At 59.9% G+C, this 25,296-nt stretch carries 23 protein-coding genes; 4 read left to right on the top strand and 19 right to left on the bottom strand.

Annotated features, from left to right (window positions below; all coding sequences use genetic code 11):
• Positions 1–50: 50 nt before the first annotated feature.
• Positions 51–2,531: a ligase-associated DNA damage response DEXH box helicase gene (locus ODQ19_RS04995; protein ID WP_330209465.1), complete on the top strand. Its 2,481-nt coding sequence runs from the start codon at positions 51–53 to the stop codon at positions 2,529–2,531.
• Positions 2,531–3,181 carry a ligase-associated DNA damage response endonuclease PdeM gene (pdeM, locus tag ODQ19_RS04990; protein ID WP_330209464.1) on the top strand — a complete coding sequence of 217 codons (651 nt, stop codon included), beginning with the start codon at positions 2,531–2,533 and terminating at the stop codon, positions 3,179–3,181. The genes ODQ19_RS04995 and pdeM overlap by 1 nt, the downstream gene beginning before the upstream one ends.
• 22 nt (positions 3,182–3,203) lie before the next feature.
• Here the strand turns inward: pdeM and ODQ19_RS04985 are convergent, their stop codons facing one another.
• Positions 3,204–3,401 (bottom strand): hypothetical protein, encoded by a 198-nt coding sequence (locus tag ODQ19_RS04985; protein ID WP_010212420.1) that lies wholly within the window; start codon positions 3,399–3,401, stop codon positions 3,204–3,206.
• 108 nt (positions 3,402–3,509) lie between these two features.
• Positions 3,510–4,076, bottom strand: a complete 567-nt coding sequence (gene dcd, locus ODQ19_RS04980) for a dCTP deaminase (protein WP_003189215.1) — start codon at positions 4,074–4,076, stop codon at positions 3,510–3,512.
• Between the two features lie 388 nt (positions 4,077–4,464).
• Here dcd and ODQ19_RS04975 point away from each other — a divergent pair, with 388 nt between their 5' ends.
• Complete coding sequence (locus ODQ19_RS04975; RefSeq protein ID WP_002554837.1) at positions 4,465–4,674, top strand: cold-shock protein; 210 nt, start codon at positions 4,465–4,467, stop codon at positions 4,672–4,674.
• Between the two features lie 237 nt (positions 4,675–4,911).
• Here ODQ19_RS04975 and rpoS read toward each other — a convergent pair whose 3' ends face one another.
• From rpoS to ODQ19_RS04935, 8 genes are all read right to left on the bottom strand, one after another.
• Positions 4,912–5,919, bottom strand: a complete 1,008-nt coding sequence (rpoS, locus tag ODQ19_RS04970; RefSeq protein WP_003189214.1) for an RNA polymerase sigma factor RpoS — start codon at positions 5,917–5,919, stop codon at positions 4,912–4,914.
• A 106-nt stretch (positions 5,920–6,025) separates the two neighbouring features.
• Positions 6,026–6,862: a peptidoglycan DD-metalloendopeptidase family protein gene (locus tag ODQ19_RS04965; protein WP_003189213.1), complete on the bottom strand. Its 837-nt coding sequence runs from the start codon at positions 6,860–6,862 to the stop codon at positions 6,026–6,028.
• Between the two features lie 209 nt (positions 6,863–7,071).
• Complete coding sequence (locus ODQ19_RS04960; RefSeq protein ID WP_169850588.1) at positions 7,072–7,707, bottom strand: protein-L-isoaspartate(D-aspartate) O-methyltransferase; 636 nt, start codon at positions 7,705–7,707, stop codon at positions 7,072–7,074.
• 41 nt (positions 7,708–7,748) lie between these two features.
• On the bottom strand, positions 7,749–8,498 hold the full coding sequence (gene surE / locus ODQ19_RS04955) for a 5'/3'-nucleotidase SurE (protein WP_014717247.1): 750 nt from the start codon (positions 8,496–8,498) through the stop codon (positions 7,749–7,751).
• A complete protein-coding gene (truD, locus tag ODQ19_RS04950) occupies positions 8,486–9,544 on the bottom strand; it encodes a tRNA pseudouridine(13) synthase TruD (protein WP_330209463.1) in 1,059 nt (352 codons plus the stop codon). Before truD ends, surE begins: the two co-directional genes overlap by 13 nt.
• Positions 9,541–10,014 (bottom strand): 2-C-methyl-D-erythritol 2,4-cyclodiphosphate synthase, encoded by a 474-nt coding sequence (ispF, locus tag ODQ19_RS04945; RefSeq protein WP_003189207.1) that lies wholly within the window; start codon positions 10,012–10,014, stop codon positions 9,541–9,543. The genes truD and ispF overlap by 4 nt, the downstream gene beginning before the upstream one ends.
• A 54-nt stretch (positions 10,015–10,068) precedes the next feature.
• A complete protein-coding gene (gene fghA / locus ODQ19_RS04940; protein ID WP_116666284.1) occupies positions 10,069–10,914 on the bottom strand; it encodes an S-formylglutathione hydrolase in 846 nt (281 codons plus the stop codon).
• Between the two features lie 8 nt (positions 10,915–10,922).
• The gene (locus ODQ19_RS04935; protein WP_014717243.1) at positions 10,923–12,035 is read right to left on the bottom strand and encodes an S-(hydroxymethyl)glutathione dehydrogenase/class III alcohol dehydrogenase; all 1,113 of its coding nucleotides are present in this window, start codon (positions 12,033–12,035) and stop codon (positions 10,923–10,925) included.
• Positions 12,036–12,144: 109 nt separating this feature from the next.
• On the opposite strand from ODQ19_RS04935, the gene ODQ19_RS04930 reads away from it, so the two are divergent.
• Entirely contained in the window at positions 12,145–13,044 is a 900-nt protein-coding gene (locus ODQ19_RS04930; protein ID WP_330209462.1) for a LysR substrate-binding domain-containing protein, read from the top strand.
• Positions 13,045–13,154: 110 nt separating this feature from the next.
• Here ODQ19_RS04930 and ispD read toward each other — a convergent pair whose 3' ends face one another.
• The 9 genes from ispD to rnhB all read right to left on the bottom strand — a co-directional run bounded on the left by ispD (position 13,155) and on the right by rnhB (position 25,294).
• Positions 13,155–13,862 (bottom strand): 2-C-methyl-D-erythritol 4-phosphate cytidylyltransferase, encoded by a 708-nt coding sequence (gene ispD, locus ODQ19_RS04925; RefSeq protein WP_330209461.1) that lies wholly within the window; start codon positions 13,860–13,862, stop codon positions 13,155–13,157.
• Complete coding sequence (gene ftsB / locus ODQ19_RS04920; protein WP_003189195.1) at positions 13,859–14,137, bottom strand: cell division protein FtsB; 279 nt, start codon at positions 14,135–14,137, stop codon at positions 13,859–13,861. Before ftsB ends, ispD begins: the two co-directional genes overlap by 4 nt.
• A 171-nt stretch (positions 14,138–14,308) precedes the next feature.
• A complete protein-coding gene (eno, locus tag ODQ19_RS04915; protein WP_003189193.1) occupies positions 14,309–15,598 on the bottom strand; it encodes a phosphopyruvate hydratase in 1,290 nt (429 codons plus the stop codon).
• A gap of 157 nt (positions 15,599–15,755) precedes the next feature.
• Entirely contained in the window at positions 15,756–16,601 is an 846-nt protein-coding gene (kdsA, locus tag ODQ19_RS04910; RefSeq protein WP_003189190.1) for a 3-deoxy-8-phosphooctulonate synthase, read from the bottom strand.
• A 5-nt stretch (positions 16,602–16,606) separates the two neighbouring features.
• A complete protein-coding gene (locus ODQ19_RS04905; protein WP_003189189.1) occupies positions 16,607–18,238 on the bottom strand; it encodes a CTP synthase in 1,632 nt (543 codons plus the stop codon).
• A 273-nt stretch (positions 18,239–18,511) separates the two neighbouring features.
• Positions 18,512–19,831 (bottom strand): tRNA lysidine(34) synthetase TilS, encoded by a 1,320-nt coding sequence (gene tilS / locus ODQ19_RS04900; RefSeq protein ID WP_330209460.1) that lies wholly within the window; start codon positions 19,829–19,831, stop codon positions 18,512–18,514.
• 161 nt (positions 19,832–19,992) lie between these two features.
• Positions 19,993–20,940, bottom strand: a complete 948-nt coding sequence (locus tag ODQ19_RS04895) for an acetyl-CoA carboxylase carboxyltransferase subunit alpha (protein WP_330209459.1) — start codon at positions 20,938–20,940, stop codon at positions 19,993–19,995.
• Positions 20,941–21,069: 129 nt separating this feature from the next.
• A complete protein-coding gene (gene dnaE / locus ODQ19_RS04890) occupies positions 21,070–24,591 on the bottom strand; it encodes a DNA polymerase III subunit alpha (protein WP_330209458.1) in 3,522 nt (1,173 codons plus the stop codon).
• 76 nt (positions 24,592–24,667) lie between these two features.
• On the bottom strand, positions 24,668–25,294 hold the full coding sequence (gene rnhB / locus ODQ19_RS04885; RefSeq protein ID WP_330209630.1) for a ribonuclease HII: 627 nt from the start codon (positions 25,292–25,294) through the stop codon (positions 24,668–24,670).
• Between the last annotated feature and the right edge of the window lie 2 nt (positions 25,295–25,296).

Raw genomic sequence — 25,296 nt, 5'->3', positions numbered from 1 at the left:
CACTGCTTGAAGGGTCTTTGAACTAACCCCTCCAGAGCGTCCGCTGCCGCATGGCAAAAACCCACGACTTCGCCAAGCAATGGTTTGCCACCCAAGGCTGGAAGCCATTCGCCTTTCAGAAAGAGGTATGGGCCGCGGTCAGGGCCGGCCAGTCGGGGTTACTGCATGCCAGCACCGGGGCGGGTAAAACCTATGCCCTATGGTTTGCCGCACTCAATCGTTTCGCCATCACCCGCCCGCCCGCCACAGGCAAACGCAAACCGCCTGCCGAGCCGCTGACCGTCCTGTGGATCACGCCGATGCGCGCCCTGGCCGCTGACTCCGCACGCGCCCTGCAAGCACCGTTGGAGGCCCTGCACATTCCCTGGAGCGTGGGCCTGCGCACCGGCGATACCAGCAGCAGCGAACGCGCACGCCAGACCCGCCGCCAGCCCACTGCCCTGGTCACCACCCCGGAAAGCCTGACGTTGATGCTGGCCCGTGCCGACAGTGAGACCAGCCTGGCACACCTGCGCCTGGTCATCGTGGATGAATGGCATGAGTTGATCGGAAACAAGCGCGGCGTGCAGTTGCAACTGGCGCTGGCACGCTTGCGGCGCTGGCATCCTGAGTTGATGGTGTGGGGTATTTCCGCGACGCTGGGTAATCAGGCCCACGCGTTGGAAGTACTGGTCCCACAGGGCGGCGGCATCAATGTACAGGGGCAAACGGCCAAGGCACTGAAGGTCGACACCTTGCTGCCGCCCGTCACCGAGCGCTTTCCCTGGGCCGGGCATATCGGCTTGAAGATGTTGCCGCAAGTGGTAGCCGAGGTAGAGGCCAGCAGCAGTTGCCTGGTATTTACCAACACCCGGGCGCAATCCGAGATCTGGTACCAGGCGATTCTGGACGCTCGTCCGGACTGGGCCGGCTTGATTGCCCTGCACCACGGTTCGTTATCGCGAGAGACCCGGGACTGGGTGGAGCGAGCGTTGAAAGATGGACAGCTCAAGGCAGTGGTGTGCACTTCCAGCCTCGACCTGGGCGTGGACTTCCTGCCGGTGGAACGGGTGCTGCAAATCGGCTCCGCCAAGGGCGTAGCGCGGCTGATGCAACGCGCCGGACGTTCCGGCCACGCACCAGGGCGGCCCTCACGGATAACGCTGGTGCCAACCCACAGCCTGGAGCTGGTGGAAGCCGCGGCCGCCCAGGACGCGATCGCCCAACGGCACATCGAAGCGCGGGAATCACCGCACAAACCGCTGGATGTGCTGGTACAACACCTGGTCAGCATGGCCTTGGGCGGCGGCTTTATCCCGGCGGCACTGCTGGACGAAGTCCGCGGCGCCTGGGCCTATCGCGACCTTACCGAAGCGGACTGGGCCTGGGCCCTGGGGTTTGTGCGCCATGGTGGCCTGTCACTCACCGCTTATCCGGATTACCGCCGGGTGGAGCCTGATGAGCACGGCATCTGGCGTGTCCCGGATGCCCGCCTTGCACGCCGCCATCGCATGAGCGTGGGCACCATCGTCAGTGACGCCAGCATCCAGCTCAAGTTCTGGAGCAAAGGCGGCGGCGGCAAGAACCTGGGCAGTGTCGAGGAAGGCTTTATTGCAAGGCTCAAGCCGGGGGATGGGTTTCTGTTCGCCGGGCGGTTGCTGGAACTGGTGCGCGTGGAAAACATGACCGCCTATGTACGCCGCAGCAACGCGAAAAAAGCCGCCGTGCCACGCTGGAATGGCGGGCGTATGCCCCTTTCCAACGAACTGGCCCAGGCGGTGGTCGAGCGTTTTGATGCCGCCGCGCACGGGCACTTCGATGGCCCGGAGATGCTGGCGGTACAACCGTTGCTGCACACCCAATTGCGTTGGTCGGGCCTGCCGACACGCGAACATCTGCTGGCCGAGACCCTGCGGTCGCGGGAGGGCTGGCACCTGTTTCTGTACCCATTCGCTGGCCGCCAGGTACACCTGGGCCTAGCCAGTTTGCTGGCGTGGCGGGTCAGCCAGCAGCAGCCGCTGACCTTTTCGATTGCGGTGAATGATTATGGCCTGGAGCTGTTAAGCGCCACCGAGGTGCAGTGGCCCCAGTTGTTGAATACTAGGTTGCTGAGCCCCCAAGGCCTGCTGGCGGACGTGGTCGCCAGCCTCAATGCCGGCGAACTGGCCCTGCGCCGCTTTCGCGAGATTGCGCGAATCGCCGGGTTGGTATTTGCCGGGTATCCCGGCGCGCCGAAAAGCACGCGACAAGTGCAGGCTTCCAGCGGTTTGTTCTTTGAAGTGTTCAAGCAATATGACCCACAGAACCTGCTGCTGGCCCAGGCAGGGGAAGAAGTTCTACGGGACGAGCTCGATATTCGCCGGCTGGAACAGACGCTGAATCACCTGTCGACATTGAAGTTGGACCTGCACAGGATCCAGCGGCCCACGCCCCTGGCCTTTCCGCTGCTGGTAGAAAGGATGCGCGAAAGCATGAGCTCGGAAAAACTCTCGGAGCGCATCGCGCGGATGGTCAAGGACCTGGAAAAAGTCGCCGACAAAGGGCAAGGCTGATGCATTACCCACTGACGCTGGAAGGTGAAGAGCTATGGCTATTGCCGGAGAAAGCTGTGTACTGGCCCGCGCGTAAATGTTTGCTGATCGCCGACGCGCATTTTGGCAAGGCGTCGGCCTATCGCAGCCTGGGGCAGCCGGTGCCACAGGGCACGACGACGGCCAACCTGGAACGCCTGGACAGGCTGTTATCGGCCCTGCCCTGCGCGCAGTTGATCTTTCTCGGCGATTTCCTGCACGGCCCCGGCTCTCACGCCAGCGGCACCCTGAACGCAATCCGGGCCTGGCGTGAGCGCAATCGCACCCTGGCCTTGATCTTGATTCGCGGCAATCACGACAAACGTGCCGGCGACCCACCACTGGACTTGGGCATCGACGTGGTCGCGGAGCCTCTGCTGATGGGCCCTTTCGCCTTGCAACATGAGCCCGACGCCCATGCCAGCCATCATGTACTGGCGGGGCATGTGCATCCGGTGTACCACTTGCGCGGTAAAGGGCGCCAACGGCTACGCCTGCCGTGCTTCCAGGTGGGCATGCGGGTAAGCCTGCTGCCAGCCTTTGGCGCGTTTACAGGGGGTTATGCCGTGGAGCAGGCCCAGGACTGCCGAATCTATGTAATCGGCGATCACAAGGTCTGGCCGATTCAATGAATCCATAAGGCCTGCTCAGGTATCAGGCAACAGGCGCGGGTGGCGGCTCGTCCGGCAAGGTCGGCTCACCCGGTTCGGTAGGCTGTGGGTAATCAGGTTCGGGTTGACCAGGGATGCCACCCGCATAGGCGGGGTCGGCCATCAAGGACCAGGCCAGAACACCAATCTGGTTGGGTTCAAGCCGGGCGAGTTCTGCGCTGATTCGCGGGTCGATCTTCATAAGGTACTCCTCAAGTATGGCCAGGCGCGTTTCACACGCGCCGAAGCAGTACACCTAGATAGAGTCACTTTCTGCAGACAAATTCCCTTTACCCGTAGGCGCTTTCGATCAAGCGCGTGGGAGAGTGACGCCGCGTTGGCCCTGATACTTGCCCGCACGGTCTTTGTAGGACACTTCACAGGCCTCATCGGACTGCAGGAACAGCATCTGTGCCACGCCTTCGTTGGCGTAGATTTTCGCCGGCAAAGTGGTGGTGTTGGAAAACTCCAGGGTGACGTGCCCTTCCCACTCAGGCTCGAGCGGCGTGACGTTGACGATAATGCCGCAGCGGGCATAGGTGCTTTTACCCAGGCAAATGGTCAACACGTCGCGAGGAATACGGAAGAATTCCACGGTGCGCGCCAGGGCGAAAGAGTTGGGCGGAATGATGCACACGTCGCTCTTGACGTCGACGAAGCTCTTTTCGTCGAAGTTTTTTGGATCGACGATCGCCGAATTGATGTTGGTGAACACCTTGAATTCATCGGCGCAACGCACGTCGTAGCCATAGCTGGAAACGCCGTACGAAATCACGCGCTCGTCGCCTTCGCCACGAATCTGGCGTTCGACGAACGGCTCGATCATGCCGTGTTCCTGCGCCATGCGGCGAATCCACTTGTCCGATTTGATGCTCATGGCGGTGTCCTGAATAGCGAGGCGAAATAAATCTGTGGGCCATCTTACCGGGGCCGGCGTTGGGGTTCAAAGGCCGCACCGGTTTTCTTGATCAATGCACTGCCGGTTATAAGCCTCAGCCAGCGTGGCCGGGGCCCGGATGGCGGGCGCCAATGACTGTAAATACCACCGCCAGTCACGAAAATAGAGAAACCTTCGGAAATACCATTGGCACGTTCCGGAAAAAGGGTTAAGGTGGCGCCACTGTGCTGCTTGTGTCACTGAGAATCTCTACACGATATGTTGAATTTCGATCCAACCATCTCCAAGAATTTTTCCTGCTCTTTGCACTCAGTCTCGGCCAGGGCTTTTCCTGAGTCGCAGTTAACTTTGTCCAAGGAGATACACCATGTCTAATCGCCAAACTGGTACCGTTAAGTGGTTCAACGATGAAAAAGGCTTCGGCTTCATCACTCCACAATCCGGTGACGACCTGTTCGTTCACTTCAAAGCTATCCAATCCGACGGCTTCAAAAGCCTGAAAGAAGGCCAACAGGTTTCTTTCATCGCTACCCGCGGTCAGAAAGGCATGCAAGCTGAAGAAGTACAAGTTATCTAACTTGTACTGACTTAGTCGAAAAAACCCCGCCCTTAAAAGCGGGGTTTTTTTATGCCTGAATTTTGGTGCGCTACACCGATGTAATGACGGACAAAAAAAATGTGGGAGCGCAGCTGTATGTGGGAGCTGGCTTGCCTGCGATCCTATCGACTCGGTGCACTAGCTGTGCCGAGTTGATGCTATCGCAGGCAAGCCAGCTCCCACACAAGCCCGCTCCCACATTTTATTTTGCGTCGTTTATTGGAACAACGACTCACTCGACAAGCCATTCTTCTCGAGGATCTCACGCAAGCGCTTGAGGCCTTCTACCTGGATCTGCCGCACCCGCTCACGGGTCAGACCAATCTCCAGGCCTACATCCTCCAGGGTGCTGCTCTCATGACCGCGCAGGCCGAAGCGGCGAATCACCACTTCACGCTGCTTGTCCGTGAGCTCTGACAGCCACTGGTCAATACTTTGGGAAAGATCATCGTCCTGCAACAGCTCGCAAGGGTCCGTCGGACGATCATCGGTCAGGGTGTCCAGCAGGGTCTTATCCGAATCCGGCCCCAGCGAGACATCGACCGAAGACACACGCTCGTTAAGGCCCAGCATGCGCTTGACCTCCCCTACCGGTTTTTCCAGCAGGTTGGCGATTTCTTCAGGCGAAGGTTCATGATCGAGTTTTTGCGTCAGCTCACGCGCCGCCCTCAGGTAGACGTTTAGCTCCTTGACCACATGGATTGGCAACCGGATCGTGCGGGTCTGATTCATGATCGCCCGTTCGATGGTCTGGCGAATCCACCAGGTGGCATAGGTGGAGAAACGGAAGCCCCGCTCAGGGTCGAATTTCTCCACAGCCCGGATCAAGCCCAGGTTGCCCTCCTCGATCAGGTCCAGCAGGGACAGCCCACGATTGACGTAGCGTCGGGCGATTTTCACCACCAGGCGCAGGTTGCTTTCAATCATGCGCTTACGCCCAGCCGGATCGCCCTTTTGCGACAGACGCGCAAAATGGACTTCTTCTTCGGGGGTCAACAGAGGGGAAAAGCCGATTTCATTGAGGTACAGCTGGGTCGCGTCAAGCGCCCGCGTGTAGTCAACGTACTTGTGCTGCTTCAATGCAGCAGCATTCTTGGATTTGGTGCGAACTGAAGGTGGTGATACCCCTTCATTATCTGACATCGTTTCCAAATCGATGCCGGCCTCCATAAGGAGAACCTCATCGTCGATGTCAAACTCCGGCACTTCTTTACTGAGAGCCATTGTTATAGTCCTTTGGTGAGTTCGACCTCAAGCTCAAGCGACGCCTCTATCCTTGGCAACGCTGGAGCCTGTTCCTTCTACGTGAGGGAACAGGCTGTGCAACACATCAACGACGGGGCAGGAATTGCAGCGGATCTACAGGCTTCCCTTGGCGGCGAATCTCAAAGTGCAGTTTCACCCGGTCTGTGCCCGTTGACCCCATTTCGGCAATCGTCTGTCCGACCTTGACCTGCTGCCCCTCCCGAACCAACAACCTGCGGTTATGACCGTAGGCACTGACGTAGGTATCGCTGTGTTTGATGATGACCAGCTCGCCGTAGCCCCGCAAACCACTCCCGGCGTACACCACTGTCCCATCAGACGCAGCTAAAACAGGCTGTCCCAAATCCCCGGCGATATCAATGCCTTTATTCAAACTACCGTTTGAAGAGAATTTTCCAATCAACACTCCGTTTGAAGGCCATCCCCAACCGGTCGGCGCAGGCCCGGCAGGTGGCAACGGCGCGGGTGCCGGCTTGCTCGCAACCGTAGGCGTGGCGCTGCCTGCAGGCCGAGTGATGATGGTGGTCTTGCTCGAGGACGATGGCGAAGAACCCGACTTTGTCACAACTGCCGTAGGTGCAGAACCTGAGCGACCATCGAAACGAATGGTCTGCCCCGGATGGATCGTATACGGCACAGGAATGTTGTTACGGGCGGCCAGCGCCTTGTAGTCCCAGCCATAACGGAAGGCAATCGAGAACAGGGTGTCGCCTTTGCGCACGACGTATTGGCCGGTGGTCACCGTGGGTCGCTGGGGGGTTGCGTTGGTACGGTCAACGACCCGTGCACCGCCGGATGGCGTGCTCGAGCAGGCTGCCAATAAGGAACTCAAGACAAGGCCAAGCACCAGTCGCTGAAAGCTTGTTTTACTCATTCGCTGCGCAGGACCTGTGAGACTCACCCGCCGCTCCCTTTGTGGTGGCTGAACGTTAACGCCTGGATCAGGCTTGAAATATGACGCAAGTATAACTGGGCATTGGCTTTTTACTGGCACATGACTGAAAGGAAAAATTCATCATGTTTAATCGTGGCTGCCAGGCATGTTGATTCAATAGACCCCGCCGTAAGACACATCCCCGCCTACAGAATTCACTGCGCGCGAATAAATGATCAGGCCAACGGGCCGTTGAGCAAGGGTACGAAACGCACAGCACCGAGTACATGCCGGGAAAAGCCTTCGTCCTCGCGGATAATAAGCATCAACTGTTGCACTTCGCCGGAGCCCACCGGGATGACCAAACGCCCGCCAGGCGCCAATTGATCCAGCAAGGCTTGCGGCACATCGGTGGCCACCGCGGTGACAATAATACCGTTGTAGGGCGCCAGTGCCGGCCAGCCCTCCCAGCCATCGCCCCAGCGGAATACCACGTTGCGCAGGTTCAGTTCCACCAAACGCTCTTTGGCCCGGTCCTGCAGCACCTTGATGCGCTCGACCGAAAACACCCGCTCTACCAATTGCGACAGCACGGCCGTCTGGTAACCGGAGCCGGTGCCGATCTCCAGCACCTTGTCCAATGGCCCCGCCGCCAGCAGCAGCTCGCTCATGCGCGCGACCATATAGGGCTGGGAGATGGTCTGGTTGTGACCGATGGGCAACGCCGTGTCTTCATAGGCGCGATGCGCCAGGGCTTCATCGACAAACAGGTGCCGCGGCGTGCGCCGGATCACTTCCAGCACCTGTGCGTTGGACAAGCCTTCTTCATACAGACGCTGGATCAACCGCTCCCGGGTGCGCTGGGAGGTCATCCCGATGCCACGGCGCAACAGGTCGTCTTGTTCACGAGCCATCAACGCAGTCCCTCCAGCCAGCCGTCAAGGCCACTGAAGGCATCACTGAAGGTGCGATCAAACAGCAACGGGGTAACGGAGACATAGCCTTGCATCACCGCATGAAAGTCCGTGCCCTCGCCGCCATCTTCGGCGTCACCGGCCGCGGCGATCCAGTATCCTTCCTTTCCGCGTGGGTCGACCACCTTCAAGGGCGCCGCCGCACGGGCGCGATGGCCCAGGCGCGTTAGTTGGATACCACGAATATGGTCGAGGGGCAGGTTGGGGATATTGACGTTGAGCACCGTACGCGGCGGCAGGTCCAGGGAGCCATGGGCCTCCACCAGCTTGCGCGCGTAATACGCCGCCGTCGCCAGGTTATCCAATTGCCGCGAGGCAAAGGAAAAGGCAAAGCCGGTGCGACCCAGGAAGCGCCCTTCAAGGGCGGCCGCCACGGTGCCGGAATACAGCACGTCATCGCCCAGGTTGGCGCCCAGGTTGATCCCCGAGACCACCAGGTCTGGCTGGTGCTCCAGCAAACTGTTGATTGCCAGGTGCACGCAGTCGGTGGGGGTGCCGTTAACGCTGATAAAGCCATTGGCCAGGACCCGCGGGTGCAGCGGACGGTCGAGCGTCAGCGAACTGCTGGCGCCGCTCTTGTCCTGGTCGGGGGCAACCACCACGCACTCGGCGTAATCCTGCAGCGCAGCATGGAGCGCGGCAAGACCGGGTGCGGTGGCACCGTCATCGTTTGATATCAGAATACGCATGGGCTGTCCGTCTGCCCCACCGGCACCAGATCAACAAGCTCGCGCACCAAGACAGTGGCGAAGCATCCGGCCGGCAGGACGAATTCCAATTGCAGAATGTCAGGCCCGGGATAATGCCACGTCAACCCGCCAATGGGCAGTCGCAGAATGCGACGTTCCTGGCTCATTCCCGCCTTCACCAGCCAATCACGTAGGTCAGCTTCGCCAGCGGCGACAGATTGTTCCAGTTCGTATGTAAGACCTTTCGCCGGCGAATCACCTTCGCCCCACTGCGGGCCGGTGGGATGCAGGTCCAGGATCGCCAGGCGCGGGTCACTGCATTCAGCTTCCCCGGCCGGAAAAAAACTGCGACTGTCGGTAAACGCCAGCAGATCGCCGACTTGGGCACGCTGCCATGAACCGTCGGCGACGCGGGCGGCCAACACTTGGTTGAACAGGTAACTGCGAGCGGTGGACAGCAAGCGCGAGCGCACGTTGCGCTGCTCGGGCAGGGCGTTGCGGGCAGCCCACTCGCGAGCATCCACCACGTTGCCGCCGTTGTGGCCAAAACGCTGGGCGCCAAAATAATTGGGAATGCCGTGCCGGGCAATCAACTGCAAACGTGCGTCGATGGCAGCGGTGTCGCCGGCCAGCTGGGTCAGGCGCAGGGTGAACCCGTTGGCCGAATGGGCACCGCGTTGCAACTTGCGCTTGTGACGGGCGGTTTTCAGGATCTTGAGGGTGTCGTTTTCTGCGCCGCTCATGTCCGGGTCGGCCTTGCCGGGCAATTGCACGCTGAACCACTGGCGGGTCAAGGCCTGACGGTCCTTGAGCCCGGCATAGCTGACGGTGCGCAACGGCACGCCAGCGGCTTTGGCGATACGCCGTGCGGCTTCCTCAGTGTTCAAGCCGCGCTTTTCCACCCACAGCCACAGGTGCTCGCCATCGCCGGTCAGCGGGATGTCCAGCACCTCATCAACCTGGAAGTCTTCGGCCGTGGCCTTGAGTATCGCGCTGCCCAGGGCCTCGCCATAGGCCCGCGGGCCCAGCAGTTGCAGGTCGTTCATGCGCGCAGCAACAAGGCGACGGAGTGCACCGCAATGCCCTCTTCACGACCAGTAAACCCGAGCTTTTCGGTGGTGGTGGCTTTCACGTTGACTTGATCCAATTCAATTTGCAGGTCTGCGGCGATCGCTGTGCGCATCGCTTCGATATGGGGGGCCATTTTTGGCGCCTGGGCGACGATGGTGTTATCGACGTTGCCGACCTTCCAGCCCTTGGCATGGATCAGGCCGACCACATGGCGCAGCAACACACGGCTGTCCGCGCCCTTGAAGGTGGGGTCGGTGTCCGGAAAGTGCTTGCCGATATCGCCCAATGCTGCCGCGCCGAGCAAGGCATCGCTCAAGGCGTGCAAGACTACGTCGCCGTCGGAATGAGCCAGCAACCCATGGTGGTGTGCAATGCGCACGCCGCCCAGGGTGATGAAATCGCCTTCAGCGAAACGGTGCACATCGTAGCCGTGGCCAATACGCATAAAAAAACGCCCCGATTTAATTCAGGGCGTGATTCTACCTACTTTTGCCTCAGATTAACCGAGCAAAGCACGACCATGATGCCGCAAATGGTCTTCGATGAAGCTGGCGATGAAGAAGTAGCTGTGGTCGTAGCCAGGCTGCAGGCGCAGTTCCAGCGGATGGTTGGCTGCCTTGGCCGCTTGCAGCAGGGCTTCAGGCTTTAGCTGAACGGCGAGGAAATCGTCGCGATCGCCTTGATCCACCAACAGCGGCAACTTTTCCGAGGCCTCGCTGATCAGCACGCAGGTATCCCATTCACGCCACTTCGAGCGCTCTTCACCCAAATAACGGGAAAAGGCCTTCTGGCCCCACGGACAGTCCATCGGATTGTTGATCGGCGAAAATGCCGACACCGAAAGGTAACGTCCAGGGTTGCGCAGCGCACAGACCAACGCACCGTGACCGCCCATAGAGTGGCCGCTGATGCCGCGTTTATCCGACGCAGGGAAATGCGCCTCCACCAGTGCCGGCAATTCCTGCACCACGTAGTCATGCATCCGATAGTGCTTGGCCCAGGGTTCCTGGGTGGCATTCAAGTAGAAGCCGGCGCCGAGGCCGAAGTCCCAGGCATTGTCCGGGTCGCCCGGCACGCCGGGGCCACGGGGGCTGGTGTCCGGCGCGACGATAATCAAGCCCAGCTCGGCGGCCATGCGCTGGGCGCCGGCCTTCTGCATGAAGTTTTCGTCGGTACAGGTCAAACCGGACAGCCAATACAACACCGGCAGCTTGCCGCCCTGCTCCGCTTGCGGCGGCAGGTAGACGGCAAAGGTCATGTCGCAACCGAGCACATCGGAATGATGCTTGTAGCGTTTATGCCAGCCGCCGAAGCTCTTCTGGCATGACAGGTTTTCCAGACTCATGGCCGACCTCAGAAGTGAATGACGGTACGAATGCTCTTGCCTTCATGCATCAGGTCAAACGCTTTGTTGATATCTTCCAGGCCCATGGTGTGGGTGATGAAGGTATCCAGCGGGATTTCACCGGACTGAGCCATTTCCACGTAGCTTGGCAATTCGGTACGTCCGCGCACGCCACCAAACGCCGAACCACGCCAGACGCGCCCGGTGACCAGCTGGAATGGGCGAGTGGCAATTTCCTGGCCAGCACCGGCCACACCGATGATCACCGATTCGCCCCAGCCTTTGTGGCAGCACTCAAGGGCCGCACGCATCAGCTGCACATTGCCGATGCACTCGAAGGAGAAGTCCACGCCGCCGTCAGTCAGGTCGACAATCACGTCCTGGATCGGGCGATCGTAGTCTTTCGGGTTGATGCAATCGGTAGCGCCCAGTTGCTTGGCGATTTCGAACTTGGCCGGGTTGATATCAATGGCGATGATGCGCCCGGCCTTGGCTTTGACCGCACCGATAATCGCCGACAGACCAATGCCGCCCAGACCGAAGACCGCCACGGTGTCGCCCGGCTTGACCTTGGCGGTGTTGATCACCGCACCGATACCGGTGGTGACACCGCAACCGAGCAGGCAGACTTTTTCCAGCGGCGCTTCTTTAGGAATCTTGGCCACGGAGATTTCCGGCAGCACGGTGTACTCGGAGAACGTCGAGGTGCCCATGTAGTGGAAAATCGGCTGGCCCTTGTAGGAGAAACGCGTGGTGCCATCCGGCATCAAGCCCTTGCCCTGCGTGGCGCGAATGGCCTGGCACAGGTTGGTCTTGCCACTCAGGCAGAACTTGCACTTGCCGCATTCCGGGGTGTACAGCGGGATCACGTGATCGCCCACAGCGACCGAAGTCACGCCCTCGCCGATGGCTTCCACCACTGCGCCGCCTTCATGGCCGAGGATCGACGGAAAAATGCCTTCCGGGTCTGCACCCGACAAGGTGTAGGCGTCGGTGTGGCACACGCCGGACGCGACCACCCGCAGCAGCACCTCGCCAGCCTTGGGCATGGCGACATCCACTTCAACAATCTCAAGGGGCTTCTTGGCTTCGAAGGCTACGGCGGCGCGGGACTTGATCATCCGGGTTTCTCCATCGGGTTAAAAACTGAGGCTGTGAGTGTAAAACATCGCCCATTGATGAATAATCCGAACCAAAGCAAAACATTATTGCCGTACAGGGACAATCAGAATGCTGGAGAACCGCTGGGAAGGCATTGACGAATTTGTGGCGGTGGCCGAGTGCAGCCAGTTCACGGCGGCGGCCGAACGGTTGGGGGTATCGTCCTCCCATGTCAGCCGGCAAGTGGCGCGCCTGGAAGAACGCCTGCAAACCCGATTGCTGTACCGCAGTACGCGCAAGGTGACCTTGACCGAAGCCGGTCAGACCTTCCTGCAGCACTGCCAACGCCTGCAGGACGGTCGCGAGGAAGCGTTGCGAGCGGTGGGCGACCTGACCAGCGAACCCAAGGGCATGTTGCGCATGACCTGCGCCGTGGCCTATGGCGAACGTTTTATCGTGCCGCTGGTGACACGGTTCATGGCGCACTATCCGCAACTGCGCGTGGACATCGAGTTGACCAACCGCTCGCTGGACCTGGTCCATGAAGGCCTCGACCTGGCCATCCGCCTGGGACGCCTGCAAGACTCGCGCATGGTTGCCAGCCGCCTGGCGCCTCGACGCATGTACCTGTGCGCGTCGCCCTCCTACCTCGAACGATACGGTCGGCCACACAGCTTGTCGGAATTGAGCCGGCATAACTGCCTGATTGGCAGCTCGGATATCTGGCAAATGGCCCAGGACGGGCGCGAATTTTCCCAGCGCGTGCAGGGCAATTGGCGCTGCAACAGTGGGCAAGCGGTGCTGGATGCGGCGTTGCAAGGCATGGGCTTGTGCCAGTTGCCGGATTACTACGTGCTGGAGTATCTGCACAGCGGGGCGTTGGTGTCGTTGCTGGAGGCTCATCAACCGCCGAATACCGCCGTGTGGGCGCTGTACCCGCAGCAGCGGCATTTGTCGCCGAAGGTGAGGAAGTTGGTGGATTTCTTGAAGGTGGGTTTGGCGCAGAGGCCGGAGTACAGCGGGTTGTAATGGGGTATTTGGGCCGGCCTCTTCGCGAGCAAGCCCGCTCCCACATTTGACCGTGCTCCTACCCTGTGGGAGCGGGCTTGCTCGCGAAAGGCGCGACTCGGTGTGACAGGTTACCGCCGGTTAGCCCAGCGCAACTTCAACCACTCCAAGTCTTCCGGCCGAGTCACCTTGATATTGTCCGAACGCCCTTCGACTAGGCGCGGCGCCTGCCCGGACCATTCCATGGCCGACGCTTCATCGGTGATCACCGCATCGGCCACCAGGCTGTCGGCCAAGGCGCGATGCAAAGCGCCAAGGCGAAACATCTGCGGCGTGTAAGCCTGCCAGATCAGGCTGCGATCAACGGTATCCACCACACGGCCATGCTTGTCGACACGCTTGAGGGTGTCGCGCGCCGGCACCGCCAGCAGGCCGCCTACCGGATCATCAGCCAGTTCCGCCAACAATTTGTCGAGGTCATCACGGCTCAGGTTAGGCCGCGCAGCGTCATGCACCAACACCCAGTCGTCATCACTGGCGCCCAGGGCGTTGAGTTGCAGCAGCGCATTGAGTACCGAGCCGGAACGTTCCGAGCCCCCGTCGGCACGCTGGATACGCGGGTCAGTGGCGCATGCCAAGGTGGGCCAATATGGATCGTCAATTGCAAGACTGACCACCAGGCCCTTGAGGCGTGGGTGGTCGAGAAAACAGCCGAGGCTGTGTTCGAGAATAGTGCGCCCGCCCAATTGCAGGTACTGCTTGGGACGGTCCGCAGCCATACGGGCACCGACGCCCGCGGCAGGAATCACGGCCCAGAAGGCCGGTAAATCGTGGCTCATTGGGCCAACTGGTAGAGGGTCTCGCCCTCCTTGACCATGCCCAACTCATGGCGAGCCCGCTCTTCAACGGTCTCCGTGCCTTTTTTCAGCTCAAGCACTTCAGCGTCGAGGACGCGGTTGCGCTCCAGCAGGCGTTCGTTTTCGGCACGCTGGTCGGCAATTTGCTGGGTCAACTCTTCCACCTGCGCAAAGCTGCCATTACCGACCCATAGGCGGTACTGCAGGCCAGCCAGCAACAAGAGCAAGACGAGGAACAACCAATTGGGACTGCGCATCGAAATCCGGGTATCCAGTGAAAAAAGACAGTCATGCAAACCTTTTGCAGCAACTGATAGCACAAAGCCTGGAAAAACCAGGCTTGCGCTTGTCAGTCAGCAGATTAGCGCCGAAATTCACACTTTCGTGAAATTTCTGACGCAACCCGCCGACTTTTTACCATTTACTGCTTAGCCGCGAAACTCGCCGCGACCGTTGTACTTGGCTTTACCTGCCAATTGCTCTTCGATGCGCAGCAATTGGTTGTACTTGGAGACGCGATCGGAACGGCACAGGGAACCGGTCTTGATCTGGCCCGCCGAAGTACCCACGGCCAGGTCGGCAATGGTGGAATCTTCGGTTTCGCCGGAGCGATGGGAGATCACAGCGGTATAGCCCGCGGCCTTGGCCATCTGGATGGCTTCCAGGGTTTCGGTCAAGGTGCCGATCTGGTTGAACTTGATCAGGATCGAGTTGGCGATCTTCTTGTCGATGCCTTCTTTCAGGATCTTGGTGTTGGTCACGAACAAGTCGTCGCCCACCAACTGGATTTTCTCGCCGATCTTGTCGGTGAGGATTTTCCAGCCATCCCAATCGGACTCGTCCAGGCCATCTTCGATCGAGATGATCGGGTAGCGCTGGGTCAGGCCCTTCAGGTATTCAGCAAAACCTTCTGAGTTGAACACCTGGCCTTCGCCGGACAGGTTGTACTTGCCGTCTTCATAGAATTCGCTGGCGGCGCAGTCCAGGGCCAGGGTCACGTCGGTACCCAGCTTGTAGCCAGCGTTGGCCACGGCTTCGGAGATGACTTTCAGTGCATCTTCGTTGGAGGCCAGGTTCGGTGCGAAACCACCTTCGTCACCCACAGCGGTGCTCAGGCCACGGGCCTTCAGTACAGCCTTGAGGTGATGGAAAATCTCGGTGCCCATGCGCAGGCCTTCGGAGAAGGACTTGGCGCCCACCGGCTGCACCATGAACTCCTGGATGTCGACGTTGTTATCCGCGTGCTCGCCACCGTTGATGATGTTCATCATCGGTACCGGCATCGAGTAGACGCCCGGGGTGCCGTTCAGGTTGGCGATGTGCGCGTACAACGGCAGGTCCTGGTCCTGCGCAGCCGCCTTGGCAGCCGCCAGGGATACCGCGAGGATGGCGTTAGCGCCGAGGCTGCCTTTGTTTTCAGTGCCGTCGAGCTTGATCATCGCGTGGTCCAGGGCTTTCTGATCCAGCGGGTCCTTGCCCAGCAACAGGTCACGAATCGGACCGTTGATGTTGGCTACAGCCTTGAGTACACCCTTGCCCAGGTAACGGCTCTTGTCGCCATCACGCAGTTCCAGCGCTTCGCGCGAACCGGTGGAAGCACCGGACGGCGCGCAGGCGCTGCCGATGATGCCGTTATCGAGAAGCACGTCGGCTTCGACGGTGGGGTTGCCACGGGAGTCGAGAACTTCACGACCTTTGATGTCGACGATTTTTGCCATTGTTGTAAACACTCCAAAGTTGACGAAAACGACGCAGCTGAAGGAAATTTTTTGACCGACCGCAAGGGTGGAACAACGGGGCAGGCTTGCAGACGACAAGGCTCAGGCCCGGGGGCCTGAGCGTAAAGCGTGGGAAATTCTACCGGAGAAATGCCAGTTACGCGGTCTCTACCGTCGGAAAACTCTTGACCAGCTCGTCCAACTGCTTGAGTTGGGCCAGGAATGGCTCCAGCTTGTCCAGGCGCAGGGCGCATGGGCCGTCGCACTTGGCGTTGTCCGGGTCTGGGTGAGCTTCAAGGAACAGGCCCGCCAGCGACTGGCTCATGCCCGCCTTGGCCAGGTCCGTCACTTGGGCACGACGCCCGCCAGCGGAGTCCGAACGACCACCGGGCATTTGCAGCGCGTGGGTCACGTCGAAGAACACCGGGTACTCGAACTGTTTCATGATGCCGAAACCGAGCATGTCCACCACGAGGTTGTTATAGCCGAAGCTCGAACCCCGCTCGCAGAGGATCAACTGGTCGTTACCCGCTTCCACGCACTTGCTCAGGATGTGTTTCATTTCCTGGGGCGCAAGGAACTGGGCTTTCTTGATATTGATCACAGCGCCGGTCTTGGCCATGGCGACCACGAGGTCGGTCTGGCGCGACAGGAAGGCTGGCAACTGGATGATGTCGCACACCTCGGCGACCACGGCAGCCTGCTCAGGCTCGTGGACGTCGGTGATGATCGGCACGCCGAAGGCTTGCTTGATGTCCTGGAAGATCCGCATGCCTTCTTCAAGGCCCGGGCCGCGATAGGAGGTTACGGACGAACGGTTGGCCTTGTCGAAGCTGGCCTTGAAGACATAAGGGATACCCAGTTTCTGGGTGACCCGAACGTACTCTTCACACACCTGCATCGCCATGTCGCGGCTTTCCAGCACGTTCATGCCGCCGAACAGCACCATGGGCTTGTCGTTGGCAATCTCGATGTCGCCTACGCGAATGATCTTCTGGGCCATCAGGTTTACGCCTTCTTCTGATGTTGCGTCAGTGCTGCTTTGACGAAACCACTGAACAATGGGTGACCGTCACGCGGTGTCGAGGTGAACTCCGGGTGGAACTGGCAGGCCACGAACCATGGATGATCCGGTGCCTCGACCACTTCAACCAGCTTGCCATCACCGGAGCGGCCGGAGATTTTCAGGCCAGCTTCTTTGATCTGCGGCAGCAGGTTGTTGTTCACTTCGTAGCGGTGGCGGTGACGCTCGACGATCACGTCCTTGCCGTAGCAGTCGTGTACCAGCGAGCCGGCTTCCAGCAGGCAGTCCTGTGCACCCAGGCGCATGGTGCCGCCCAGGTCGGACGTTTCGGTACGGGTTTCAACGGCGCCGGTGGCGTCTTCCCACTCGGTGATCAGGCCCACGACCGGATGGCCGCTGCTGTGATCGAACTCGGTGGAGTTGGCGTCTTTCCAGCCCAGCACGTTACGGGCGAACTCGATAACGGCCACTTGCATGCCCAGGCAGATACCCAGGTACGGCACCTTGTTTTCACGGGCGTACTGCACGGCAGTGATCTTGCCTTCCACGCCACGCAGGCCGAAACCGCCCGGCACGAGGATCGCGTCAACGCCTTCGAGCAGCGCGGTGCCCTGGTTCTCGATGTCTTCGGAATCGATGTAGCGCAGGTTGACCTTGGTACGGTTGCTGATGCCGGCGTGGCTCATGGCTTCGATCAGCGACTTGTACGCGTCCAGCAGTTCCATGTACTTACCGACCATGGCGATGGTGACTTCATGCTCAGGGTTGAGCTTGGCGTCGACAACCGCTTCCCACTCGGACAGGTCGGCACCGCCGCACTGCAAACCGAAACGCTCGACCACAAAATCATCCAGCCCCTGGGAATGCAGGATGCCCGGGATCTTGTAGATGGTGTCGGCGTCTTCCAGGGCAATCACCGCACGCTCTTCAACGTTGGTGAACTGCGCGATCTTGCGGCGCGAGGAAATGTCGATCGGGTGATCGGAGCGGCATACCAACACGTCCGGCTGCAGGCCGATGGAACGCAGTTCCTTGACCGAGTGCTGGGTAGGCTTGGTTTTGGTTTCGCCGGCAGTGGCGATGTAGGGCACCAGTGTCAGGTGCATCAGCATCGCGCGCTTGGCGCCGACTTCGAAACGCAACTGGCGGATGGCCTCGAGGAACGGTTGGGACTCGATGTCACCCACGGTGCCACCGATCTCGACCATTGCCACGTCGGCATCGCCTGCACCCTTGATGATGCGGCGCTTGATTTCGTCGGTGATGTGCGGGATCACCTGGATGGTTGCACCCAGGTAGTCACCACGGCGCTCTTTGCGCAGCACGTGCTCGTAGACACGGCCGGTGGTGAAGTTGTTGTTCTGGGTCATGGTCGTGCGGATAAACCGCTCGTAGTGGCCCAGGTCCAGGTCGGTCTCGGCGCCGTCGTGGGTGACGAACACTTCACCGTGCTGGAACGGGCTCATGGTGCCCGGGTCAACGTTGATGTATGGGTCCAGCTTGAGCATGGTGACCTTAAGTCCCCGCGCCTCCAGGATGGCCGCCAATGAAGCGGAGGCAATGCCTTTCCCCAATGAAGAAACAACACCGCCCGTGACGAATATGTAGCGCGTCATGAAAAACCCTAGAAGTCTGCGTTAAAGCGGTCCGAGCCGCCGGGGAAAGCGAAGGAAGGCCGAAGCCCCCGATCACCTGCATTAATCACAGTGCACCTTTCAAAAAAACCGCCGCGTTGTGACAGACCAGCAATGAAACACCGGTACGTTGATCGCTACACATTTTTTGGAATCGCCCAGCAAAGACTGCTTGGTAATCGGCAACGACTGCGATTCAGGCGAATCCACAGAAGTTGTATCAAGAAGGGAGCGTAGTCTACCGGAAAGGCGCTATCAGCTCAAACCTTGATCGCAGGTCTGTGGCAACCAATCCAATTGCACCTCACCCACCGACCTGGTCCATGCCCCCGCAACGCTTGGCACAACCAGCAATTGCTCGCCCCGATAGACCAGCGGCAATCTGCCACGGGCAAAGCCCGGCATGCCGCTTTCATTCAGCAGACGCTTGAGATCCCGCCGGCCTCGGCCCGGTACGTCGATGATTTCGCCACCCTGGCGATAACGAACCTGCAGCGGGCCTTCAGGGGCCTTGCCGATAAATCTCAGTTGACCATTGCCCGTTAACTCTAGTGGATTTTGCGGATCGGGCCAGCTCACCGACGCGTCGGAAAACTCCGACCATGTTGAGGGCAGCCACCAGATGCGTTCACCACTACGCTGTATTTGGCCGTCGGCCAGGCGCCATAGAGGCTGTGCGTCACGCTTGGCATCGCGCAGGGCATCCCAACCAGCCCAGTGATCGCTGTCGGGTAAACGGGTCAGTGGCGTGAGCCAATGCCGCAGGGCGTTACGCTGTCGGGCATCGGACAATTCACGCAATGGTTCAAGCGCCAGGGACTGCAGAGGCAACCAGGGAAACGCAGAAGGCTGATCGGCACGCTGCAGGTCGATCAGCGCCAAGTCGTCGAGCAGCCCTTGAGCCTCAGCCATGTGCTCAGCCGTGCGAGCCAGGTGGGTGATCGCCTTGGGCCAGCGCTCCGTCAGGGTGGGGAGTACACGGTGACGCAGGTAATTGCGGGAAAACCGGGGATCAACGTTGGAGGGGTCTTCGATCCACTGCAACTGATGCTGCTGCGCGTAGGCGTCCAGTTCGCTACGGGAGAACGCCAGCAACGGCCGCACCAAGCAGCCTTGGGCCAACGGGCGATGCTCAGGCATAGCCGCCAACCCTCGCACACCGGCGCCACGCAGCAGGCGAAACAGCAGGGTTTCGGCTTGATCGTCGCAATGCTGGCCGGTGAAAAGCACCTCCCCTGCCCCCATGACCTGCATGAACGCTTGGTAGCGCGCATCGCGGGCCGCACGCTCAAGGCTTGCCCCCGGACTGACCTGCACGCGCATGACGCGCAAAGGTACGCCCAGGGTGTCGCAGACCGATTGGCAATGAGCAGGCCACGCATCGGCAGCAGCTTGCAGGCCATGGTGGACATGGACGGCGCTGAGGGGCGGTAATGTTTCGGATTTTGCCAGGGTGGCCAGAAGATGCAGCAGCACGGTGGAATCGAGCCCACCGGAGAACGCGATATGCCACGCCGGCGCGTTGCGCCAGGGGGACAGGGCTTGCAGGAATTTGGCGGATAAGCTGGGCGTCATGACAAAGTACCGCCATCAATCTGGAATGAGATAAACCAGCCTGCACAAAACAATGTGGGAGCGGGCTTGCTCGCGAATGCGGTGTATCAGACACATATTCAGTGACTGACAATCCGCATTCGCGAGCAAGCCCGCTCCCACATTTTAGTACTACGTTGCTCTTAGAGGCCGTAGCTCATCAGGCGCTCATAACGACGAGCCAGCAGCGCTTCGTTATCCAGCTTCTTGAGCATCGCCAGTTGCGCCCCCAACTCGGCACGGATGGTCGCAGCAGCGGCAGCCGGATCACGGTGAGCGCCGCCCAGTGGCTCGGCGATGACCTTGTCCACGATACCCAGGCCTTTGAGGCGATCGGCGGTGATGCCCATGGCTTCGGCAGCGTCCGGCGCCTTTTCGGCGGTTTTCCACAGGATCGAGGCACAACCTTCCGGCGAGATCACCGCGTAGGTCGAGTACTGCAACATGTTCAGTTGGTCGCACACGCCAATGGCCAGTGCACCGCCGGAACCACCTTCACCGATCACGGTGGCGATGATCGGGGTTTTCAGGCGGGCCATGACGCGCAGGTTCCAGGCAATCGCTTCGCTCTGGTTGCGCTCTTCGGCGTCGATACCCGGGTAGGCACCCGGCGTGTCGATGAAGGTCAGGATCGGCATCTTGAAGCGCTCGGCCATTTCCATCAGGCGGCACGCCTTGCGATAGCCTTCCGGGCGCGGCATGCCGAAGTTGCGGCGTACTTTCTCGCGCACTTCACGGCCTTTCTGGTGACCGATCACCATCACCGGCTGGTCGTCCAGGCGAGCGATGCCGCCCACGATGGCCGCGTCGTCGGAGAAGTGACGGTCGCCGTGCAACTCGTCGAACTCGGTGAAGATATGTTCGATGTAGTCCAGGGTGTAGGGACGGCGCGGGTGGCGAGCCAGGCGCGCGATCTGCCAGCTGGTCAGCTTGCCGAAGATGTCTTCGGTGAGCGTGCTGCTCTTGTCTTGCAGGCGAGCGATTTCATCGCCGATGTTCAGCGAATTGTCATTGCCGACCAGGCGCAGCTCTTCGATCTTGGCTTGCAGGTCAGCGATCGGCTGTTCGAAATCAAGAAAATTCGGGTTCATAAGCGTCCGTCTTGGGTCGACGGCCAAGGGGTGCCTGGCCAGCCGGTTGTCTATTCGCGCCCTACCTTAAGGGAGAGGCGCGTTTAGGTCGAGATTAAATGTTTAGTCGAGATCAGATCTATCTGGCCGTCAACGGTATTGGAGGAAGACGTTGTCTCGCCCGAACTGGTCACGCAATGCTTGAATCAAGCCATCAGCGGGATCAATTCGCCACGTCTCACCAAACTGCAACATGGCCTTGGCATCGCTGCCGGTGTACTCCATGGTCACCGGGCACGCGCCCCGGTGGCGTTTGAGCAGGTCACCCAACCAGCGTAGCTGATCGCCTTTGAGCGCTTCGGTCTTGACCTTCAGGCGCAGGCTCTCGGCCAGGTTGGTGCGGGCATCTTCCATGCTCATCACCCGCTTGATGCGCAAGCGCAGGCCACCGGAGAAGTCATCATTGCTGACCTCCCCTTCCACCACCACCATGGCGTCGGTCTGCAGCAACGACTGGGCGGAGTGAAACGCATCGGCAAACAATGACGCTTCGATGCGGCCCGAGCGGTCATCGAGGGTGATGAAGCCCATCTTGTCGCCCTTCTTATTTTTCATCACCCGCAGGGCGATGATCATACCGGCGACGGTCTGGGTATCCCGCGCCGGTTTCAGGTCGATGATGCGCTGACGGGCAAAACGGCGGATTTCGCCTTCGTACTCGTCAATCGGGTGACCGGTAAGGTACAGGCCCAAGGTGTCTTTCTCACCCTTGAGGCGCTCCTTGAGGGTCAGTTCCTTGGCCTTGCGATGGTTGGCGTAGACATCCGCATCTTCTTCGACGAACAGCCCGCCAAACAGGTCGGCGTGGCCGCTGTCATGGGTACGGGCGGTCTGTTCGGCGGCCTTGATCGCCTCTTCCATGGCGGTCAGCAGCACCGCGCGGTTGCGGTCGATATTGGCCTGGTAAGCCTTCGGCTCATCATGGAAATACGGACCAAGACGGTCGAGTGCACCACTGCGGATCAGGCCATCGAGGGTACGCTTGTTGATGCGCTTGAGGTCAACGCGTGCGCAAAAGTCGAACAGGTCCTTGAACGGCCCGTCCTGACGCGCTTCGGTAATGGCCTCGACCGGACCTTCGCCCACGCCTTTGATCGCGCCGAGGCCATAGATGATGCGGCCTTCGTCGTTCACCGTGAACTTGAACTCCGAAGCGTTCACGTCCGGCGCGTCGAGGCGCAGCTTCATGGTGCGCACTTCCTCGATCAAGGTCACGACCTTGTCGGTGTTGTGCATATCCGCCGAGAGTACCGCCGCCATGAACGGCGCCGGGTAGTGGGCTTTCAGCCAGGCGGTCTGGTACGACACCAGGCCGTAGGCGGCGGAGTGGGATTTGTTGAAGCCATAACCGGCGAATTTTTCTACCAGGTCGAAGATGTTACCGGCCAGGTCGGCATCGATGTTGTTAGTCGCGCAGCCTTCAATGAAACCGCCACGCTGCTTGGCCATTTCCTCGGGCTTTTTCTTACCCATGGCACGACGCAACATGTCCGCACCACCGAGGGTGTAGCCAGCCATCACCTGGGCGATCTGCATCACCTGTTCCTGGTACAGGATGATGCCGTAGGTCGGCGCCAGTACGGGCTTGAGGCCCTCGTACTGGTAGTCGGAGTGCGGGTAAGCCAGCTCGGCCCGCCCGTGTTTACGGTTGATGAAGTCATCCACCATGCCCGATTGCAGCGGGCCCGGACGGAACAGGGCCACCAGTGCGATCAAGTCTTCCAGGCAGTCGGGCTTGAGCTTTTTGATCAGCTCTTTCATGCCCCGGGATTCAAGCTGGAACACTGCGGTGGTTTCGGCTTTTTGCAGCAGGCTGTAGGTCGGTTTGTCATCCAGCGGGATAAACGCGATATCCAGCGGTTCTTCGCCGACCTTGGCACGGTCGCGGTTGATGGTCTTGAGCGCCCAGTCGATGATCGTCAGGGTCCGCAGGCCGAGGAAGTCGAACTTCACCAGGCCGGCGGCCTCCACATCGTCCTTGTCGAACTGGGTGACCAGGCCGTCGCCTTCTTCATCGCAATAGATCGGCGAAAAGTCGGTGAGCTTGGTCGGGGCGATAACCACGCCACCGGCGTGTTTACCGACGTTACGCACCACGCCTTCGAGCTTGCGCGCCATGTCCCAGATTTCGGCGGCTTCTTCATCGACCTTGATGAAGTCGCGCAGGATTTCTTCCTGCTCGTAGGCTTTTTCCAGGGTCATGCCGACTTCGAACGGGATCATCTTCGACAGGCGGTCCGCCAAACCGTAGGACTTGCCCTGCACCCGCGCCACGTCGCGGATTACCGCTTTGGCGGCCATGGAACCGAAGGTGATGATCTGACTTACCGCGTTGCGGCCATATTTTTCGGCCACGTACTCAATCACGCGGTCACGGCCATCCATGCAGAAGTCGACGTCGAAGTCGGGCATGGAAACCCGTTCCGGGTTCAGGAATCGTTCGAACAGCAGGTCATATTCCAGCGGGTCAAGGTCGGTGATCTTCTGTACGTAAGCCACCAGAGAACCAGCACCTGACCCCCGGCCGGGGCCTACCGGTACACCGTTGTTTTTGGCCCACTGGATAAAGTCCATTACGATCAGGAAGTAGCCGGGGAACCCCATCTGGATAATGATATCCAGCTCGAAATTCAACCGATCGACATACACCTGGCGCTTGGCGTCGTAGTCCTCGGTGGTGTCCTTGGGCAGCAGGACGCTGAGGCGTTCCTCCAGGCCATCGAACGACACTTTGCGAAAGTACTCGTCGATGGTCATGCCATCGGGAATCGGGAAGTTGGGCAGGAAGTGTTTACCCAGTTTCACTTCGATGTTGCAGCGCTTGGCGATCTCGACGGAGTTCTCCAGGGCCTCGGGCAAATCGCTGAACAGCTGCGCCATTTCATCGGCGCTTTTGAGGTACTGCTCTTCGCTGTAGTTCTTGGAGCGGCGCGGGTCATCCAGGGCCCGGCCTTCGCCGATGCACACGCGGGTCTCGTGGGCTTCGAAATCTTCTTTCTTGATAAAACGCACATCGTTGGTCGCCACCAGCGGTGCACCCAGCTTATCGGCCAGGGCTACGGCAGCGTGCAGATGCTCCTCATCGTTGGGGCGGTTGGTGCGCTGGACTTCCAGGTAGAAACGGCCTGGGAACACCTGCATCCACTCACGCGCCAGTACTTCGGCTTCCTGAGGGTTGCCGCCCAGCAGCGCGATACCAATTTCGCCCTCTTTGGCCGCCGAGAGCATGATCAGGCCTTCGCTGGCTTCGGCCACCCACTCGCGCTCGATGATGATCGAGCCGTTACGCTGGCCGTCGATAAAGCCACGGGAGATCAGTTCGGTGAGGTTGCGATAACCCACGCCGTTCATCGCCAGCAGGCTGATGCGGCTCAGGGGGTTATCCGGGTCTTTGTTGGACAGCCACAGATCGGCGCCACAGATCGGCTTGATGCCGGCGCCCATGGCGTTCTTGTAGAACTTGACCAGGGAACACATGTTGTTCTGGTCGGTAACCGCGACCGCAGGCATGTTCATGCCCACCAGGGTTTTGACCAGCGGTTTGATCCGTACCAGGCCGTCGACCAGGGAGTACTCAGTGTGCAGGCGTAGATGAACGAATGAAGCCGGCATAGTGATCCTGTCTTGATACATGAAAACAACAAGGCCCGGATTGTACCGGGCCTGGGTAAAAACATCAGCCTTGCCGCTAAACCTCGATCAGACTTTCACGGGCCTCATAAGCCTGGCGTACCGGGGCAAACGAGCGGCGATGGATCGGGGTGGGGCCGAGCCGAGCCAGAGCTTCCAGATGAACGGGCGTCGGGTAGCCTTTATGGCCACCAATGCCGTAGCCGGGATAGATCAATTCGAACGCGGCCATTTCACGGTCGCGGCTGACCTTGGCCAGGATCGAGGCGGCGGCAATGGCGGGAACCTTACTATCACCCTTGACCACCGCTTCGGATGGCATTGGCAGCTTGGGGCAGCGGTTACCGTCGATCATCGCCATTTTCGGGGTGATGTGCAGCCCTTCCACAGCACGCTGCATCGCCAGCATGGTGGCGTGCAGGATATTCAGTTCATCGATTTCTTCGACTTCAGCCCGGGCGATATGCCAGCTCAGGGCTTTTTCACAGATCTCGTCATAGAGCTTTTCGCGACGGGCTTCGGTGAGCTTCTTCGAATCGTTGAGCCCCAGGATCGGGCGGTTCGGATCAAGGATCACCGCCGCCGTAACCACTGCGCCACACAGCGGGCCGCGCCCGACTTCGTCAACACCCGCCACCAGTTCATGGGCTTGGGCAACGAGGCTGAAATCCAGGCCCATTTGCATGG

The sequence above is a fragment of the Pseudomonas sp. AM4(2022) genome, from assembly GCF_036346515.1.
Taxonomy (GTDB): Bacteria; Pseudomonadota; Gammaproteobacteria; order Pseudomonadales; family Pseudomonadaceae; genus Aquipseudomonas; species Aquipseudomonas paracarnis.
The sequence above is the reverse complement of the archived record's forward strand: the minus strand, read 5'-3'. Positions and strand labels throughout refer to the sequence as shown.